The sequence below is a fragment of the Pseudomonas sp. Marseille-Q5117 genome (genome assembly GCF_946901175.1).
Taxonomy (GTDB): domain Bacteria; phylum Pseudomonadota; class Gammaproteobacteria; order Pseudomonadales; family Pseudomonadaceae; genus Aquipseudomonas; species Aquipseudomonas iranensis.
Genome location: NZ_CAMPPP010000002.1, coordinates 210,006 through 226,694, shown reverse-complemented (window position 1 = coordinate 226,694; position 16,689 = coordinate 210,006). Strand labels below are relative to the sequence as shown.

General features: G+C 60.6%; 13 protein-coding genes. 6 read left to right on the top strand and 7 right to left on the bottom strand.

Translation table 11 applies throughout. The features are described from left to right. Positions 1-120 precede the first annotated feature (120 nt). The 3 genes from OC605_RS04145 to yjiA all read left to right on the top strand — a co-directional run bounded on the left by OC605_RS04145 (position 121) and on the right by yjiA (position 3,530). Entirely contained in the window at positions 121-2,187 is a 2,067-nt protein-coding gene (locus tag OC605_RS04145) for a carbon starvation CstA family protein (protein ID WP_016773099.1), read from the top strand. A 15-nt stretch (positions 2,188-2,202) separates the two neighbouring features. Next, a complete protein-coding gene (locus tag OC605_RS04140) occupies positions 2,203-2,400 on the top strand; it encodes a YbdD/YjiX family protein (RefSeq protein WP_003228401.1) in 198 nt (65 codons plus the stop codon). Between the two features lie 152 nt (positions 2,401-2,552). Continuing rightward, a complete protein-coding gene (gene yjiA, locus OC605_RS04135) occupies positions 2,553-3,530 on the top strand; it encodes a GTPase (RefSeq protein ID WP_262136361.1) in 978 nt (325 codons plus the stop codon). A gap of 113 nt (positions 3,531-3,643) precedes the next feature. On the opposite strand, the gene OC605_RS04130 is transcribed toward yjiA, so the two are convergent. From OC605_RS04130 to OC605_RS04120, 3 genes are read right to left on the bottom strand one after another with little or no spacing between them, the layout of a single operon-like run. Next, on the bottom strand, positions 3,644-4,348 hold the full coding sequence (locus OC605_RS04130; protein ID WP_262136360.1) for a GntR family transcriptional regulator: 705 nt from the start codon (positions 4,346-4,348) through the stop codon (positions 3,644-3,646). 18 nt (positions 4,349-4,366) lie between these two features. Then, a complete protein-coding gene (locus OC605_RS04125; protein WP_262136359.1) occupies positions 4,367-5,071 on the bottom strand; it encodes a FadR/GntR family transcriptional regulator in 705 nt (234 codons plus the stop codon). 49 nt (positions 5,072-5,120) lie between these two features. After that, positions 5,121-6,434, bottom strand: a complete 1,314-nt coding sequence (locus OC605_RS04120) for a C4-dicarboxylate transporter DctA (RefSeq protein ID WP_110603140.1) — start codon at positions 6,432-6,434, stop codon at positions 5,121-5,123. A 149-nt stretch (positions 6,435-6,583) separates the two neighbouring features. Between OC605_RS04120 and OC605_RS04115 the strand changes: the two genes are divergently transcribed. Then, complete coding sequence (locus OC605_RS04115) at positions 6,584-6,760, top strand: hypothetical protein (RefSeq protein ID WP_174823884.1); 177 nt, start codon at positions 6,584-6,586, stop codon at positions 6,758-6,760. Between the two features lie 7 nt (positions 6,761-6,767). On the opposite strand, the gene glyA is transcribed toward OC605_RS04115, so the two are convergent. Beyond that, complete coding sequence (gene glyA, locus OC605_RS04110) at positions 6,768-8,021, bottom strand: serine hydroxymethyltransferase (protein ID WP_186569391.1); 1,254 nt, start codon at positions 8,019-8,021, stop codon at positions 6,768-6,770. A gap of 233 nt (positions 8,022-8,254) precedes the next feature. After that, positions 8,255-12,103 (bottom strand): cyclic di-GMP receptor MorA, encoded by a 3,849-nt coding sequence (gene morA, locus OC605_RS04105; protein ID WP_262136358.1) that lies wholly within the window; start codon positions 12,101-12,103, stop codon positions 8,255-8,257. Positions 12,104-12,390: 287 nt separating this feature from the next. Between morA and ettA the strand changes: the two genes are divergently transcribed. After that, on the top strand, positions 12,391-14,055 hold the full coding sequence (gene ettA / locus OC605_RS04100; RefSeq protein WP_016773108.1) for an energy-dependent translational throttle protein EttA: 1,665 nt from the start codon (positions 12,391-12,393) through the stop codon (positions 14,053-14,055). A gap of 351 nt (positions 14,056-14,406) precedes the next feature. Beyond that, entirely contained in the window at positions 14,407-15,744 is a 1,338-nt protein-coding gene (gdhA, locus tag OC605_RS04095; RefSeq protein ID WP_262136357.1) for an NADP-specific glutamate dehydrogenase, read from the top strand. On the opposite strand, the gene OC605_RS04090 is transcribed toward gdhA, so the two are convergent. Then, on the bottom strand, positions 15,741-16,235 hold the full coding sequence (locus OC605_RS04090) for a GreA/GreB family elongation factor (RefSeq protein WP_110646711.1): 495 nt from the start codon (positions 16,233-16,235) through the stop codon (positions 15,741-15,743). The two genes, gdhA and OC605_RS04090, sit on opposite strands and share 4 nt — an antisense overlap. Positions 16,236-16,305: 70 nt before the next feature. Continuing rightward, positions 16,306-16,662, bottom strand: coding sequence for a hypothetical protein (locus OC605_RS04085; RefSeq protein WP_262136356.1), 357 nt, complete (start codon positions 16,660-16,662; stop codon positions 16,306-16,308). Positions 16,663-16,689 lie beyond the last annotated feature (27 nt).

Here is a 16,689-nt window from a genome sequence, read left to right as displayed (position 1 = left end):
AATGCGGGCGCCAGCCAATCGCTCAAGCGTCTAGACCTATGTCGGGGTATGGCCTTTGGCGCCGTAAGCGCTAAACTCGGGGTGGCTGTCTTTCTTGTCCACCCTGGCTGGAATAATAAAATGAAAAATAATAATAGCCTGCTGCGCCACTTACCCTGGCTCGTGCTGGCAATCGTAGGAGCGTGCGCCCTTGGCGTAGTGGCATTGCGCCGCGGCGAGGCGATCAACGCCTTGTGGATTGTGGTCGCTGCCGTGGCCATTTATCTGGTTGCGTACCGTTACTACAGTCTGTTCATCGCCAACAACGTGATGCAACTGGATCCGCGTCGGGCCACCCCCGCCGTGCTCAACAACGATGGTCTGGACTACGTGCCGACCAACAAACACATTCTTTTCGGTCACCACTTCGCGGCCATCGCTGGCGCGGGGCCACTGGTCGGTCCGGTGCTGGCGGCGCAGATGGGGTATCTGCCCGGCACACTCTGGCTGATAGCCGGTGTGGTGCTGGCGGGCGCGGTGCAGGACTTCATGGTCCTGTTCATGTCGACCCGACGCAACGGCCGTTCCCTGGGCGACATGGTGCGTGAAGAAATGGGCCGGATTCCCGGCACTATCGCACTGTTCGGGTGCTTCCTGATCATGATCATCATCCTCGCGGTGCTGGCGCTGATCGTGGTCAAGGCCTTGGCCGAGAGCCCCTGGGGCATCTTCACCGTGATGGCGACCATCCCGATCGCGATGTTCATGGGCATCTACATGCGTTACATCCGCCCGGGCCGCATCGGCGAAATTTCCGTGGTCGGCGTGTTGCTGCTGCTCGGTTCGATCTGGCTGGGCGGGCAGATAGCTGCCGATCCGGTATGGGCCAAGGCCTTCACCTTCACCGGCGTGCAGATTACCTGGATGCTGGTCGGTTACGGTTTTGTCGCTGCGTCGCTGCCGGTCTGGCTGATTCTCGCGCCGCGTGACTACTTGTCGACCTTCCTCAAGATCGGCACCATCGTCGCCTTGGCGATCGGCATCCTGATCACCATGCCCGAGCTGAAAATGCCGGCGCTGACCCAGTTCGTCGACGGCACTGGCCCGGTGTGGAAGGGCGGTCTGTTCCCGTTCCTGTTCATTACCATTGCCTGCGGCGCGGTATCGGGTTTCCACGCACTGATCTCGTCGGGCACCACGCCAAAGCTTTTGGATAACGAAACCAACGCCCGCTACATCGGTTACGGCGGCATGCTGATGGAATCGTTCGTGGCGATCATGGCCATGGTTGCCGCTTCGGTGATCGAGCCGGGCGTGTACTTCGCCATGAACAGCCCCGCCGCAGTCGTCGGCAGTGACGTCGCTTCGGTGGCGCAGGTTGTCACCAGCTGGGGCTTTGCGATCACACCGGAAGCGCTGCAAGCGGTTGCCCATGACATCGGCGAAACCACCATTCTGGCTCGCGCCGGTGGTGCGCCGACCTTGGCGGTCGGTATTGCGCAGATCCTGCACAGTGTCCTGCCGGGTGAAAACACCATGGCGTTCTGGTACCACTTCGCGATCCTGTTCGAAGCGCTGTTCATCCTCACCGCTGTCGACGCCGGCACCCGTGCCGGGCGTTTCATGCTGCAGGACCTGCTCGGCTCCTTCGTACCGGCGCTCAAACGCACCGAATCGTGGGGCGCCAACCTGATCGCTACCGCCGGTTGTGTGGCGATGTGGGGCTGGTTGCTGTATCAGGGCGTGATCGATCCTCTGGGCGGCATCAACACCTTGTGGCCATTGTTCGGCATCTCCAACCAGATGCTCGCCGGTATCGCGCTGATGCTCGGTACCGTGGTCCTGATCAAGATGAAGCGCCAGCGCTACATCTGGGTCACCCTGTTGCCGGCCACCTGGCTGTTGATCTGCACCACCACCGCTGGCTTCATCAAGCTGTTCGACGCCAACCCGGCGATCGGCTTCCTCTCCCTGGCCAAGAAGTACAGCGATGCGCTGGCCAACGGTCAGGTGCTGGCGCCGGCGAAGAGCGTCGAGCAGATGCAGCACGTGATCTTCAACGCCTACACCAACGCCACACTCACCGCGCTGTTCCTGTTCGTGGTCTTCAGCATCCTGTTCTATGCGCTCAAGGTCGGCATCGCCGCCTGGGGCAAAAAAGAGCGTACGGATAAAGAATCGCCATTCCAGGCCCTGCCGGATGCGTAACCAGAGGATTGCAGCATGTTCAATGACCTGAGTCGCCTCGGTAAATACCTCGGTCAGGCCGCGCGCCTGATGGTCGGCATGCCCGACTACGACACCTACGTCGAGCATATGCAAACCAAACACCCGGACAAACCGGTGATGAGCTACGAGATGTTCTTTCGCGAACGTCAGGAAGCCCGTTACGGTGGCAAGGGTGGGCCGAAGTGCTGTTGAGCTGACAGCCTGCGGTTGAGGTAATCCCCTGTGGGAGCGAGCCTGCTGGCGAATACGGAGTGTCAGTTGAAGAATGATTTGACTGACACACCGCTTTCGCTAGCAGGCTCGCTCCCACATTTGTTTTTGTGTTCTTTTCAGGAGATCGGGTTTTGTCTTCTCCCATTCCGGTAACGGTACTCAGCGGTTTCCTTGGCGCCGGCAAGACCACCTTGCTGCGTCATTTATTGAAGGCCGAGCACGGCCTGAAAATCGCCGTGATCGAAAACGAATTCAGCGACGCCGGCATCGACACTCAGTTGCTGGGTGACGAGCCGGTGCAAGTCATGACTCTGGCCAACGGCTGCGTCTGCTGCACCATTCACACCGACTTGACCAAGGCGCTGTATTTGCTGCTCGAGCGCCTGGACAGCGGCGAGATCGCCTTCGACCGTCTGGTGATCGAGTGCACTGGCCTTGCCGATCCGGCGCCGGTGGCGCAGACCTTTTTCATCGATGAAGAGCTGCGCGAGCGTTACCTGCTCGACGGCATCATCACCCTGGTCGACGCCGCCCACGCCGACGTGCACCTGACGCAGACCATCGCCCAGGCGCAGATTGGTTTCGCCGATCGCTTGCTGGTGAGCAAGACCGACCTGGTCGATGAGCCGACGTTCAATGCGCTGAGCGAGCGCCTCACGCGAATCAACCGCCGCGCGCCGATCCGCGTGGTCGAGCATGGCAACATCGATCTGGCCGAATTGCTGGATGTGCGTGGCTTCAACCTCAATGCTGACCTCGGCGGCGGTTTGAGCCTGCGCCCGGTGAGCAAGGCGCCGTCGATCGATCGCATCTCCAGCCTGGTGCTGCGCACCGATCAGGCGCTGGATATCGATCAGCTCAGCGAGTTCATGAACGAACTGCTGGAAGAGCACGGCAAGCAATTGCTGCGCTACAAAGGCGTGCTGAATATTGCCGGCGAAGATCGGCGCCTGGTATTTCAGGGCGTGCTGAAACTCTATGGCTTCGACTGGGACACCGAATGGGCCGAGGGCGAGGCGCGCGAGAGTGTGATCGTGTTTATTGCCGATGACTTGCCGGAAGAGAAGATTCGGGCGGGGTTTGCCAGGGTAGCGGCGCAACAATCCTGATATTTCAACAGCTCAAAGGGCCTCTTCGCGAGCAGGCTCGCTCCCACAGTGGATTGCATTCCTCCTGACAGAATGCGGTCTTTTGTGGGAGCGAGCCTGCTCGCGAAGGCGATCTAGCCGACAGCACAATGCCCATGGTCAGAACCGAGCAGCGTCTGCTCAAGACGATCCAGATGCCGATCCATCAGCCTCCCGGCCTTGGAAACATCACCTCGCTCCACAATCTCAACCAACGCCAAATGCTCCTGCCATGCGCAACAACTGCGCGTCGGGCTCTGACTCCGCGCAATCGCCAGCGACGTCAACGGCACAAGGCTGCGCAGAAAATGCGCCAGCGGCAGATTTCCCGCCATCCGTGCCAACTGCAAATGAAACTCCCCCGATAACCGAATCGCTGCCCCGCGCCGAGCCTGCTCGATGGCGCCCTTCTCGCGCTCTATCAACGTGCGCAAACATTTCAGATCGTCTGGCTGCGGACGCTGACAGGCCAACCGCACCAAGGTGTTTTCAGCCAGCCGGCGCGCATGCAAGGTCTGCCGGATCAGCTCCCGATCAGGCGCGGCCACTCGTGGTCGATGATTGGCGCGCAATACCACGATCTGCTCGTGGGACAACTGCGTCAGCACCCGTCGTACATCGGCGCGGCCGGCGCCGAACATCGCTTGCAGACTGTCCTCGGTGAACCGGCTGTCTTCATCGATACGCTGTTCGAGAATCGCGTCGAACATTCGCGGATACAGATCTTCCATCGGCGTGCCCAAGCGAGAGACGGGCAGGGCGGTCGATTGCGCGTGGGTCGCTGAAGCGAAACTGTTCATGGCCGTTCTCCTGGCAAATCAGGTGGGCAGGTTGTCATCCGGAATATTCAGCTCGATGCCCATGCGCTGACCTTCGCGCAGAATGTGCCGGCGCATTTCGGCGCTGGCCTGAGCGCTGTTCTTGCTGCGGATCGCGCGGACTACGGCTTCGTTTTCTTCCAGGCGTTCGGCCAGATGTTCCGGGGAATTGCGCAACACTTCGGCGCTTTGCTTGAGCGCGTTACTGGTCTGCTGCACCACGCTCTGGAAAATCGGATTCGAGGTCAGCGTGAACAGTTCTTCGTGGAAAGCGATGTAGGCACTGACTCCGGCCTCACTGTCACCGGCCTCGAGGGCTTCGCGCATGTCCATCAGGGTCAGGCGCAACTGGCCGACTTCCTTGCTGCTGATCGATTGCGCGACCAGGCCAACGATGAACGGCTCAAGGGTGTAGCGCAGTTGCAGCACGTCTTCGAGACTGGCGCCGGCCACCGCGCTGTCGTGGCTCTGGCTGTCACAGAGTTGTGCGTCGAGGACGACTACGCCTTTGCCCGGCATCGAGCGCACCAGGCCGAGTGTTTCGAGGACAATCACCGCTTCGCGCAGGCTCGGTCGGCTGATGCCCAGCTGTTCGGCCAGTTCGCGCTGGCCCGGCAGCATGTCGCCGGAGCGCCATTGGCCACGGGCCAACGCGGCGCGGAGTTTTTCCACCACTGAGTTGACGACGGTTGACGTTGTAATCACGTATTGGCTCCCTGCGCCGTGCCTGCGCATTGGCAGGAACGGCACTCATTCAGAATTCTTTGGCCGCCGCCTGAGCGACGGTTTTTCGCGGTTGAAAGTTATAGCCCTGTTCGCCGTTGAGCACCTTGTTCGCGCGCTGTACATCGATGTCCTTTTCCCAGCGGGCGATGGCCACGGTGGCGACGCAGTTGCCGATCAGATTGGTCAGCGCGCGGCCGATGCCCATGAACCAGTCCACGGCCAACACCAGCACCAGACCGACTACGGGAATCGCCGGGATCGCCGTCAGCGTCGCGGCGAGAATCACCAGCGCCGAACCGGGAATGCCGTGGGCGCCTTTGGAGGTGATCAGCGACACCAGCAGAATCGTCAGCAAATCGGTCATCGCCAGTGGCGTGCCGGTGGCGTTGGCGATGAACACGATGGCCAGGGTCAGGTAGATCGAGAAACCGTCGAGGTTGAACGAGTACCCGGTCGGGATCACCAGACCGACCGTCGAGCTGCCAATACCGAGGTGTTCGAGCTTGCGCATGATCTGTGGCAGCACGGCGTCGGAAGAGGCAGTGCCCATGACGATCAGCAGTTCTTCGCGCAGGTACTTGAGCAGCGGCCACATGCGCAGGCCGGAAACGCGCATCACCAGACCGAGGATCAGCGCGACGAAGGCGACGCAGGTCAGGTAGAACAGACCGACCAGACTGCCCAGGTGCTGCAGCGAGTCCAGGCCGTATTTGCTGGTAGTGAAGGCGATGGCACCGAACACGCCGATCGGCGCCAGCCGGACGATCATGCCCATGATGCGGAAGATCACGTGGCTGAGTTCGTTGATCAGCCGCGAAATCCCGGAAGCGGCTTCGCCGACCAGATTCAGCGCACTGCCGAACAGCACCGAAAACAGCAGCACTTGCAGAATATTGTTGTCAGCGAAGGCACCGATCACCGAGGTCGGGATCAGGTCCATCAGAAATTGTGTGGTGGTGTGCATGTGCTGGCCGCGCTCGGCGAGGTCGCCCATGTCGGCGCTGGAGAGTTGCTCCAGATGAATGTTCGCGCCGCTGCCAATGCCGGTGCTGAAGGCGAACACCAGACCGATCACCAGAGCGATGGTGGTCAGCACTTCGAAATAGATCACCGACTTGAGGCCGATGCGCCCGACCTTCTTCAGATCGCCCGCGCCGCTGATGCCGCTGACCACCACACAGAACACGATCAGGCCAATGAGCATCTTGATCAGTTTGATGAAGCCATCGCCGAGCGGTTTCAGCTGGGCGGAGTATTCAGGAAGGGTCAGCCCGCAGACGATGCCGAGCATCAGTCCGAGAACCACTTGAAGGAAGATTGAGCGCGAGCACCATCTGAGCATGGGAGGAATCCTGGGTCGGTGTCCTGGCTGCCGTACGCGTGGCGCAGCGGATTCAGGACTTAATTATTGTGGTCTTACCGGTATGTCCAGTGCAGGCGCAGTCTAGGCTTGGGTTTTTCCTGAATACAAGGGGGAAGCATGAAATTGGCATGACCGGTCTGACCAGCGGCCAAAGCCGCGTAGGTGCTGCCGAAGGCTGCGATCTTTTGATCTTGTTTTTAAAATCCAGATCAAAAGATCGCAGCCTTCGGCAGCTCCTACAGGTGAATTGCAGGCGAAAAAAAACCGGCCAATCACTTGGCCGGTTTTTCATGCTGCGGGTTTAACGTCGCATCAAGCGCCGTACACCGGCAGTTTCTTGCAGATGGCTTTGACTTTCTCGCGAACGGCGTCGATCACCGCTTCGTTGTTCAGGTCAGCCAGGATGTCGCAGATCCAGCCAGCCAGCTCTTTGCACTCGGCCTCTTTGAAACCGCGGGTGGTCACAGCCGGAGTACCGAAGCGCAGGCCGGAGGTAACGAACGGCGAGCGTGGATCGTTAGGTACGGAGTTCTTGTTCACGGTGATGAACGCTTTGCCCAGTGCGGCGTCGGCGTCTTTACCGGAGATGTCCTGCTTGATCAGCGACAGCAGGAACAGGTGGTTCTTGGTACCGCCGGATACTACGTCGAAACCGCGCGCGATGAACACTTCGGCCATGGCCTGAGCATTCTTCACCACTTGTTCCTGGTAAGCCTTGAACTCTGGCTGCAGCGCTTCCTTGAAGCAGATTGCCTTGGCGGCGATCACGTGCTCCAGCGGACCACCCTGGGCGCCCGGGAATACTGCGGAGTTGAGCTTCTTCTCGATCTCGGCGTTGGCGCGAGCCAGGATCAGACCGCCACGTGGACCGCGCAGGGTCTTGTGCGTGGTGGTGGTCACGACGTCAGCGAACGGCACCGGGTTCGGGTACACACCCGCGGCAACCAGACCGGCAACGTGAGCCATGTCGACGAACAGGTAAGCGCCAACCTTGTCAGCGATTTCGCGGAAGCGCGGGAAGTCGAGAATCTGCGAATAGGCCGAGAAACCGGCAACGATCATCTTCGGCTTGTGCTCGACCGCCAGGCGCTCGACTTCGTCGTAGTCGATCAGGCCGTTGGCATCGATACCGTATTGAACGGCGTTGTACAGCTTGCCCGAGGAGGAAACGCTGGCGCCGTGGGTCAGGTGACCACCATGGGCCAGGCTCATGCCCAGAATGGTGTCTCCACCTTGCAGCAGAGCCAGGTAAACAGCGGCGTTGGCTTGCGAACCGGCGTGCGGCTGAACGTTGGCGTAATCGGCGCCGAACAGTTCCTTGGCGCGGTCGATGGCCAGTTGTTCAACCACGTCCACATATTCGCAACCACCGTAGTAACGCTTGCCCGGATAGCCTTCGGCGTACTTGTTGGTCAGGACCGAGCCTTGAGCTTCCATCACCGCTGGGCTGGTGTAGTTTTCCGAAGCGATCAGCTCAATGTGTTCTTCCTGACGCTGAGCTTCTTGCTCCATGGCGGCAAAAAGGTCGGCGTCGTACTTGGCAATAGTCAAATCACGGCTGAACATGGCGGTCCTCAAGGATCGGGGGGGCAGAAAAGGGGGGCATTCTAACCCAACCGCTTTTGGATGACATATGAAACGACGTCATGTCGCAGACAAGTGGCGTTCATGACAGATGTGCGGTGCTTTTGCCGGCCCCTTCGCGAGCAGGCTCGCTCCCACAGGAGAATGCATTGCAGCAAGGGAATGCATCTCAAATGTGGGAGCGAGCCTGCTCGCGAAGGCCGCGCCGCAGATCTTCAGTCGAACATGAACAGCGCATCGTTACAGAACTGCGCTTCAAACCGCCCCGCCGGCATTGGCCGGCCGAACAGATATCCCTGCACCTCATCGCAGCCATGCTCTCGCAGGAAGTCCAGTTGCTCATGAGTCTCCACACCCTCGGCGATCACCGCAAGATTCAGGCTGTGGGCCATGGCGATGATCGCCCGGGCGATCTGCGCGTCCTGCTCGCCGGACGGCAGGCCGTCGACGAAGGTGCGGTCGATCTTCAGCACGTCGATCGGGAATTGCTTGAGGTAGTTGAGCGATGAATAACCGGTGCCGAAGTCATCGACCGCGATACTCAGGCCGAGGTTTTTCAGCCCGGCAAGAATCTGCATCGCCTCGCTGACTTCGCGCATCAGGATACTTTCGGTCAATTCCAGCTCCAGACATGCCGGTGGAAGGCCGGTTTCGCGCAGGATCGTCGCGATTCGCGTGCCCAACTGGCCGTCGGAGAACTGCCGTGCGGAGATGTTCACCGACACCTTCGGCACCCGCACCCGTTGCTGGTGCCAGGTTTTCAGCTGTCGACAGGCCTCGCTGATGACCCAGTCGCCAACGTCCACCACCAGACCGAGCTCTTCCAGCACCGGAATGAAATCCCCCGGCGGCACCAGCCCGCGACGCGGATGGCGCCAGCGCAGCAGCGCTTCGGCGCCGGTCAGGCGCTTGCCGTCGCCACTGAACTGCGGCTGGTAATACAGGACGAATTCGTTCTGCTCCAGCGCATGGCGCAGATCGCTTTCCAGTTCCAGACGCTCCAGCGCACTGGCGTTCATATCGGCCTGATAGAACTGGAAGTTGTTCTTGCCGCGTTCCTTGGCGTGATACATCGCCGTGTCGGCGTTTTTCATCAACTGGCTGAGTTCGTTGCCGTCCTGCGGACTCAGGGCGATGCCGATACTGGCGGTAACGAAGAACTCACGACCCTCAAGCACGAACGGCCGCACCAGGCTGGCGAGAATCTGCTCGGCCACGTGAATCGCCCGGTTCAGCGCCAATTCTCGGTTGGAGCGATGCTGCAGCAGCAGGGTGAATTCGTCGCCGCCCATGCGCGCCACGGTGTCATCGTCATCGACGCAGGCCAGCAGGCGCGTGGCCATGTCCTTGAGCATGCGGTCGCCGGCGGCGTGGCCGAGGGAGTCGTTGATCGGTTTGAAACGGTCGAGGTCGAGGAACATCAGCACCACCCACGACTTCTGCCGTTCGGCCGCTTGCAGCGCGGTGTGCAGACGATCCTGGAACAGCGTGCGGTTCGGCAGGTGGGTGAGGGCGTCGTAATAGGCGAGGCGGTGGATGCGCTGCTCGCTGGCCTTGCGCTCGCTGATGTCGCTGAAGAAACACACGTAACTGGCCAGATCGCCCTCATCGTCGAGCACGGCAGTAATGCCGACCCACGCCGGGTAATGTTCGCCGTTACGGCGCTTCATCCACACTTCGCCTTCCCAGGTGCTGTGCTCGTGCAACTGCTTGAGCACGTAGCGCAAGTGCGCGTCCTGCTGCTCGTCGACAGTGAGCATGTTCGGCAACTGGTCGAGCACTTCGCCAACGCTGTAGCCGCTGACCCGACTGAACGCTTCGTTGGCCTGGACGATGTAGCCGGCCGGGTCGGTGATCAGGATTGCCGAAGTCGAGTGCTCGAATACCGTGGCGGCCATGCGCAGATCTTTTTCGGCACGGCGCTGTTGACTGATATCGCGGCCGACGCCGAGCACTCCTTCGAACGCGCCGTGTTCGTCCCACACCAGCACCAGGCGCAGTTCGATCGGAATCTTGCGGCCGTCGGCACGCAGGCAATCGAAGAGGAACAGCTGCGTTTGCACCTGACTGCGCAGCAATGCCAGTTGCTCGGGCTTGTCCAGCGCCTTGCTGACGCGGTCCATCAGCAAATGAATGCCGTTCAGTTGCCCGGGATTGGCGATGATCGATTGCCAGCCGTTCTGGAAAATCCAGTCGGCGTTGTAACCGAGCACGGCCTGCACCGACGGGCTGACGTAGTTCAGCGAGAGCTTGCTGTCGGTGGAGAAAATCACGTCGCTGATGCTTTCGGCAAGCATGCGGTAGCGCTGCTCGCTGTCACGCAGCGATTCGCTGGCCTCGATCTGTTCGGTGATGTCCTTGGCCACGCCGATGATCCGCGTGACCTGATCGTGCTTGTCCCGCGCCAGCGCCTGTTCACGGATGTCGAAGCGCCGCCACTTGCCGTCGCGATGGCGGAAGCGCAATTGGCATTGCAACAACTGGCTGTAACCGGCGTGACGCTGCAACTGCCGCGAGCGATGGTAATAGTCGGCATCTTCCGGGTGCAGGAGGATTTCCCAGAAGTACTCGCCCATCTGATGCAGTTCGGTGCGGTTGTAGCCCAGGGTCTGGCCGAGGTGGTGGTTGCTGAAAATCATCCGCTGGCTGATCACGTCCTGCACATACAGATGATCGGGCACGGTGCGCACCACGTCCGACCAGAAGCCTTCACGCTCCAGCAGCGACAGTTCGATCAGCTTGCGGCTGGTGATGTCGTTGATGCTGAGGATCACCGCTTTATAGTCGTGCTGCTCGCTCGGCAGGCGCAAAACCATCCACAGATGCTGGTCGCGACCGTTGCTGTTGGGCAGTTTGATTTCCAGTTCCAGCTGTTTCTGCTGCTGCAGGACGGCGTCGAGGATCTGCTGACCGATCGCGCACTGCGGATGGCGCTGGCCATCGATCAGCAGTTGCCAGGCATCGTCGCAGGAGTGCACATCGAGCAGTTGCAGGGCGACCTGGTTGACTTCGGTGACGCGCATTTCCGCGAGCAACTGCTGGCGCTGCTGCGGTTGTTCGAGCCAGGCCTTGAGCTGGTCGCTGGTCTGAATCTGCGCCTTCTCGAACATCTGCTTGAGGCCGGACAGGTCGAGTACGCACAAGGCCACGCCGGTGCCTTCGAAAATATCCTGATAACGCCGCCGGCCTTCATGCACCTGGCGCTGACGCCGACGCATGTTCAGCAGCGCGATCACCGGCAACATCGAAAACGCCAGGCCGAGCAGGCATTTGCCGATGAACGCTGGCAGCAACTCTTCAAGGACGCGCTGGCGGTCGAACAGCCCGCGCAGTTGCCAATCGCTGCTGCTCAGCGGCACGGTCAGCACGGTGTTGGCGACATCGTCGGGCGTCAGCCCGCCAGCCTTGGTCGGGGGCAGCCCTGCTTCGCGGCTGATGATCTGGTGATTGAGGCGGTTTTCCACCAGCCACAACGGGCGCAGGGCGGTGGCGTCCTGTTTGGTCAGCGAGTCGAAGAAGGTTGGCGTCAGGCGCAAGGCCCAGTAACCGCGACTGCTGCCGCTGGCCTGATGCAGCAGCAGATGCACCACCGAGCCGTCATCGGCATTGCTGAAGTAATGCGCCTGGGCACGGCTGCGGCGCACCAGTTCAGTCAGGTAATCGGCGTCGGAACTGTCGGTGGCGCTGTCGCTGATGATCCGGCCGGAGGGCGAGAGCAGGGCCATGCTGCGCAGGTCGGGCAGCGAGCGTTGCAGCTTGCGCAGGAGCATCTGCTGTTCGTCGGCAGTTTGCGGTTGTTCGACGATCGGTAGCAGATTGAGGGCGATTTGCGCATTCAGCGCCATGTTCAGGCTGACCTGAGCGGCGAGGTCGGCGGTGTAGTCGATGGTGTATTGGCGCTGATTTTTCTGGGTTTCGCGCAATTGATCGAGCAGTTGCCAGAACAGCAACGCGAGCAATAACAGCACGAGGGTGGCCAGCGCCCCCTTCAATGTCCCGCGCAGGGGCGAGCCGGGCGCCGGTGGGGTGCTGCTCACAGAGGCTGGCGGAGTGACATTGGTCAAGCTGTGATCCTGCGATTTGGCTGGACTGGCGCGACGTGCACTATAAGCCGGACGCCCGAAGGGCGGCTAGCATGCCTTGACTCGTGGCTAAGTGCCAGCCCCTCTCGGCTGGACTGCCTTCCAGCATTAAGGTAGCTTTGCCGGTTAGACCGGGGGCGTTCCAGCCCCTACAATCAGACTTTTTCCAGCGCGCACGCATTGATCGCGATCAAGTGAACGACGCGCACAGTCTGGCCAGGCATCGCCTGCGCTCCAATCATTCATCTGTCACTGACCCAAGGTTCTCCATGGCTCAATACGTCTTCACCATGCATCGGCTGGGCAAAGTTGTTCCGCCGAAGCGGGAAATCCTCAAGAACATTTCGCTGTCCTTCTTCCCCGGCGCCAAGATCGGCGTGCTCGGCCTCAACGGTTCGGGTAAATCCACGCTGCTGAAAATCATGGCCGGCGTCGACACCGAGTTCGAAGGCGAAGCCCGTCCGATGCCGGACCTGAACATCGGTTACCTGCCGCAAGAGCCGCAGCTCGACCCAGCCAAGACCGTACGTGAAGTGGTCGAGGAAGCGGTCAGCGTGATCAAGGATGCGCAAGCGCGCCTGGACGAGGTCTACGCGGCCTACGCCGACCCGGATGCCGACTTCGACAAGCTTGCTGCTGAACAGGCCAAGCTCGAAGCGATCCTCCAGGCCAGCGACGGCCACAACCTCGAGCGCCAGCTGGAAGTCGCTGCCGATGCACTGCGTCTGCCGGCCTGGGACGCGAAAGTCGAACACCTGTCCGGTGGTGAAAAACGTCGCGTCGCCCTGTGCCGTCTGCTGCTGTCCGCGCCAGACATGCTGCTGCTCGACGAACCGACCAACCACTTGGACGCCGATTCGGTGGCATGGCTGGAGCATTTCCTCCACGACTTCCCGGGCACCGTGGTCGCGATCACGCACGACCGTTACTTCCTCGACAACGTCGCCGGCTGGATTCTGGAGCTCGACCGCGGCGCGGGCATTCCTTACGAGGGCAACTATTCGGGCTGGCTCGAAGCCAAGTCCGATCGTCTGGCCCAGGAATCCAAGCAGCAGTCGGCTCATGAAAAAGCCATGAAAGAAGAACTGGAATGGGTGCGCAAAGGCGCCAAGGCCCGCCAGTCGAAATCCAAGGCACGTCTGCAACGCTTCGAAGAAATGCAATCGCAGGAATTCCAGAAGCGCAGCGAAACCAACGAGATCTACATCCCGGCCGGTCCACGCCTGGGCGACAAGGTCATCGAGTTCAAGAACGTCACCAAGGGCTACGGCGATCGCGTGCTGATCGACAACCTGTCGTTCTCCATGCCGAAGGGCGCCATCGTCGGCGTGATCGGCGGTAACGGTGCCGGTAAATCGACGCTGTTCCGCATGCTGATGGGCAAGGAAACACCGGATTCGGGCAGCATCGAAATCGGTGAAACCGTGCAGCTGGCCTGCGTCGACCAGAGCCGCGAAGACCTCGACGGCAGCAAGACCGTGTTCCAGCAGATTTCCGACGGTTCCGACCAGATCCGCATCGGCAACTACGAGATCCCGTCGCGCACCTACGTCGGTCGCTTCAACTTCAAGGGCGGCGACCAGCAGAAGTTCGTCAAGGATCTGTCCGGCGGTGAGCGCGGTCGTCTGCACCTGGCGCTGACCCTGAAGGAGGGCGGAAACGTCCTGCTGCTCGACGAACCGTCCAACGACCTCGACGTGGAAACCCTGCGTTCGCTGGAAGAAGCCCTGCTGGACTTCCCTGGCGCGGCGATTGTGATCTCCCACGATCGGTGGTTCCTTGACCGTGTCGCCACGCACATCCTGGCGTACGAAGACGACTCGCAAGCGGTGTTCTTCGAAGGCAACTACACCGAGTACGAAGCCGACCGCAAAAAACGCCTCGGCGAAGCAGCGGCCCAGCCACACCGGGTACGTCACAAGAAACTGGCCTGATATCGGGTTGGTTGCATGAGAGAGCGGAGCCTTCGGGCTCCGTTTTTTTTGCCTGAGTTTTTTCAGTCAACCCAGGCGCGGCGATTCGCGAGCAGGCTCGCTCCCACAGGGGTAACGCATTCCAAATGTGGGAGCGAGCCTGCTCGCGAAGACGGTGTAACTGTTGGTGCAAGTCTTGAATCTGTGCTCCCCACTCAGGTGCAAAAACGGATCAAAACCCCCTCGGATTTATATCCTGTGCACCATTTAATTTCATAACTGCGACATTTTGCTCTGTTCCTGTGCGCAATTCGTTTGTTACAGTCCGGCCCAATCTCCTCCAACGACAATAAATTTGCCGAGACTTTGCCCATGATCGAATCCGTCGAATCCTTCCTTGCGCGCCTGAAAAAACGCGACCCGGATCAACCCGAATTCCACCAGGCTGTCGAAGAAGTCCTGCGCAGTCTTTGGCCGTTTCTCGAAGCTAATCCGCATTACCTGACTTCGGGCATTCTCGAGCGTATCTGCGAGCCGGAGCGCGCGCTGGTGTTCCGGGTGTCGTGGGTCGACGATCAGGGCAAGGTCCAGGTCAATCGCGGCTTCCGTATCCAGATGAACAGCGCCATCGGCCCGTACAAGGGCGGCTTGCGTTTTCATCCGTCGGTGAACCTCGGCGTGCTGAAATTTCTCGCCTTCGAGCAGACCTTCAAGAACTCGCTGACGTCCCTGCCCATGGGCGGCGGCAAGGGCGGTTCGGACTTCGATCCCAAGGGCAAGAGCGATGCTGAAGTCATGCGCTTCTGCCAGGCGTTCATGAGCGAGCTGTATCGCCACATCGGTGCCGACGTCGACGTGCCGGCCGGTGACATCGGCGTCGGTGCGCGGGAGATCGGTTTCCTGTTTGGCCAGTACAAGCGCCTGAGCAACCAGTTCACCAGCGTCCTCACCGGCAAGGGCATGACCTACGGCGGCAGCCTGATTCGCCCGGAAGCCACCGGTTTCGGCTGCGTGTACTTCGCCGAAGAAATGCTCAAGCGCCGCGGGCAGAGCGTGGAAGGCAAGCGCGTGGCGATTTCCGGTTCCGGCAACGTTGCCCAGTACGCGGCGCGCAAAGTGATGGACCTGGGCGGCAAAGTGATTTCCCTGTCCGACTCCGAAGGCACGCTGTACTGCGAAGCAGGACTGAGCGAAGAACAGTGGCTGGCGCTGCTGGAGTTGAAGAACGTCAAACGTGGGCGCATCAGCGAACTGGCGAGCGCCCATGGTCTGGAATTCCGCGCTGGCCAGCATCCATGGTCGTTGGCGTGCGACATCGCTCTGCCCTGCGCGACACAGAACGAACTCGACGCCGAGGCTGCGCGCACTCTACTGCGCAATGGCTGCGTCTGTGTGGCTGAAGGCGCGAACATGCCGACCACGCTGGAGGCTGTGGATATCTTTATCGAGGCCGGCATTCTGTTCGCACCGGGCAAGGCGTCGAATGCGGGCGGTGTTGCCGTGAGTGGTCTGGAAATGTCGCAGAACGCCATGCGCCTGCTGTGGACCGCGGGCGAGGTCGACAGCAAGCTGCACGCGATCATGCAGTCGATCCACCACGCCTGCGTGCATTACGGCGAAGACAACGGTCAGATCAATTACGTCAAAGGCGCGAACATCGCCGGCTTCGTCAAAGTCGCCGATGCGATGTTGGCGCAAGGCGTGGTTTAAGCCGGTTCGATGCGGATCACTTCGATCAGTTGATCGCCGGCAGGCCGCTGCCACAGCACTTCATCGTTGAGCCGGGCGCCGAGCAAGGCCCGGCCCAGCGGTGAGGCCCAGTTGATCAGGCCCTGACTGGCGTCGGCCTGATCCTCGCCGACCAGTTGCACGCGGTGTTCAGTGTCGTGTTCATCGGCAAAAGTCACCCAGCTACCGATCTGCACCTTGTCGGTGGAAGTCGCAGCGACTGCGACTTGGGCGCTGCTCAGGCGTTGAGTGAAATAACGCAGATCCCGTTGTAGATCGGCGAGACGTTGTTTGTCGGCCTGCTCGCCCTTGGCCGTTTGCTCAGCGTGCAGGCTTTGCAGCTCGGTGACTTTCGCCTGCAATTGCGCCAGACCTTGCGGGGTGACGTAGTTGGGCTGCGTGCTGACCTGACGTTCGACCGGCTGATCGGCCTGCGCGGCGGCGTTGTCTTCGTTGACGAATGCGCGACTCATGAAGTCCTCCTGTTAAAGGATTTGGGCCATGGTTGCCGGCATTTGGTTTCACTGGATGTCTGCAAGCGACCTATTGCGAGCGATAGGCCCGCCCGACGTCCTGGTCCTTCTGCTGCTGCCAGGCGCGTTCGCGTTCGTCCCAATGTTCGTTGCGATATTGCTCGCGATCCTTGTTTTCGAGCATCGCCTGACATTGGCGGAAGCCGTCGACCCAGCCTTCGGCGTATTGCTGATCCTTGAGATAGCGCGGCACGTTCTTGCGAAATTCGCCGCTGATCGACCCCGCCGCTTGCCGGCCGCTGATGCAGCCGTCATCGAAACCGTCGGCGAAGGCCGGCGGATAACCCTTGGCGATCAAGTCTTCATGGGTGGTCTGGCAACCGCCCAGCGCCAATACAACGCCCAACAACCCCACGCACCGCCACATCGCACTCTCCCGCGCCGGTTTTCGGCT

What these genes read in the sequence shown, in the direction of transcription:
- OC605_RS04115 (WP_174823884.1), top strand. Translation starts at nt 6,584, where the DNA reads ATGACCGGTCTGACCAGCGGCCAAAGCCGCGTAGGTGCTGCCGAAGGC.
- ettA (WP_016773108.1), top strand. Translation starts at nt 12,391, where the DNA reads ATGGCTCAATACGTCTTCACCATGCATCGGCTGGGCAAAGTTGTTCCG.
- OC605_RS04090 (WP_110646711.1), bottom strand. Translation starts at nt 16,235, where the DNA reads ATGAGTCGCGCATTCGTCAACGAAGACAACGCCGCCGCGCAGGCCGAT.
- OC605_RS04145 (WP_016773099.1), top strand. Translation starts at nt 121, where the DNA reads ATGAAAAATAATAATAGCCTGCTGCGCCACTTACCCTGGCTCGTGCTG.
- OC605_RS04120 (WP_110603140.1), bottom strand. Translation starts at nt 6,434, where the DNA reads ATGCTCAGATGGTGCTCGCGCTCAATCTTCCTTCAAGTGGTTCTCGGA.
- OC605_RS04130 (WP_262136360.1), bottom strand. Translation starts at nt 4,348, where the DNA reads ATGAACAGTTTCGCTTCAGCGACCCACGCGCAATCGACCGCCCTGCCC.
- glyA (WP_186569391.1), bottom strand. Translation starts at nt 8,021, where the DNA reads ATGTTCAGCCGTGATTTGACTATTGCCAAGTACGACGCCGACCTTTTT.
- OC605_RS04085 (WP_262136356.1), bottom strand. Translation starts at nt 16,662, where the DNA reads ATGTGGCGGTGCGTGGGGTTGTTGGGCGTTGTATTGGCGCTGGGCGGT.
- gdhA (WP_262136357.1), top strand. Translation starts at nt 14,407, where the DNA reads ATGATCGAATCCGTCGAATCCTTCCTTGCGCGCCTGAAAAAACGCGAC.
- OC605_RS04140 (WP_003228401.1), top strand. Translation starts at nt 2,203, where the DNA reads ATGTTCAATGACCTGAGTCGCCTCGGTAAATACCTCGGTCAGGCCGCG.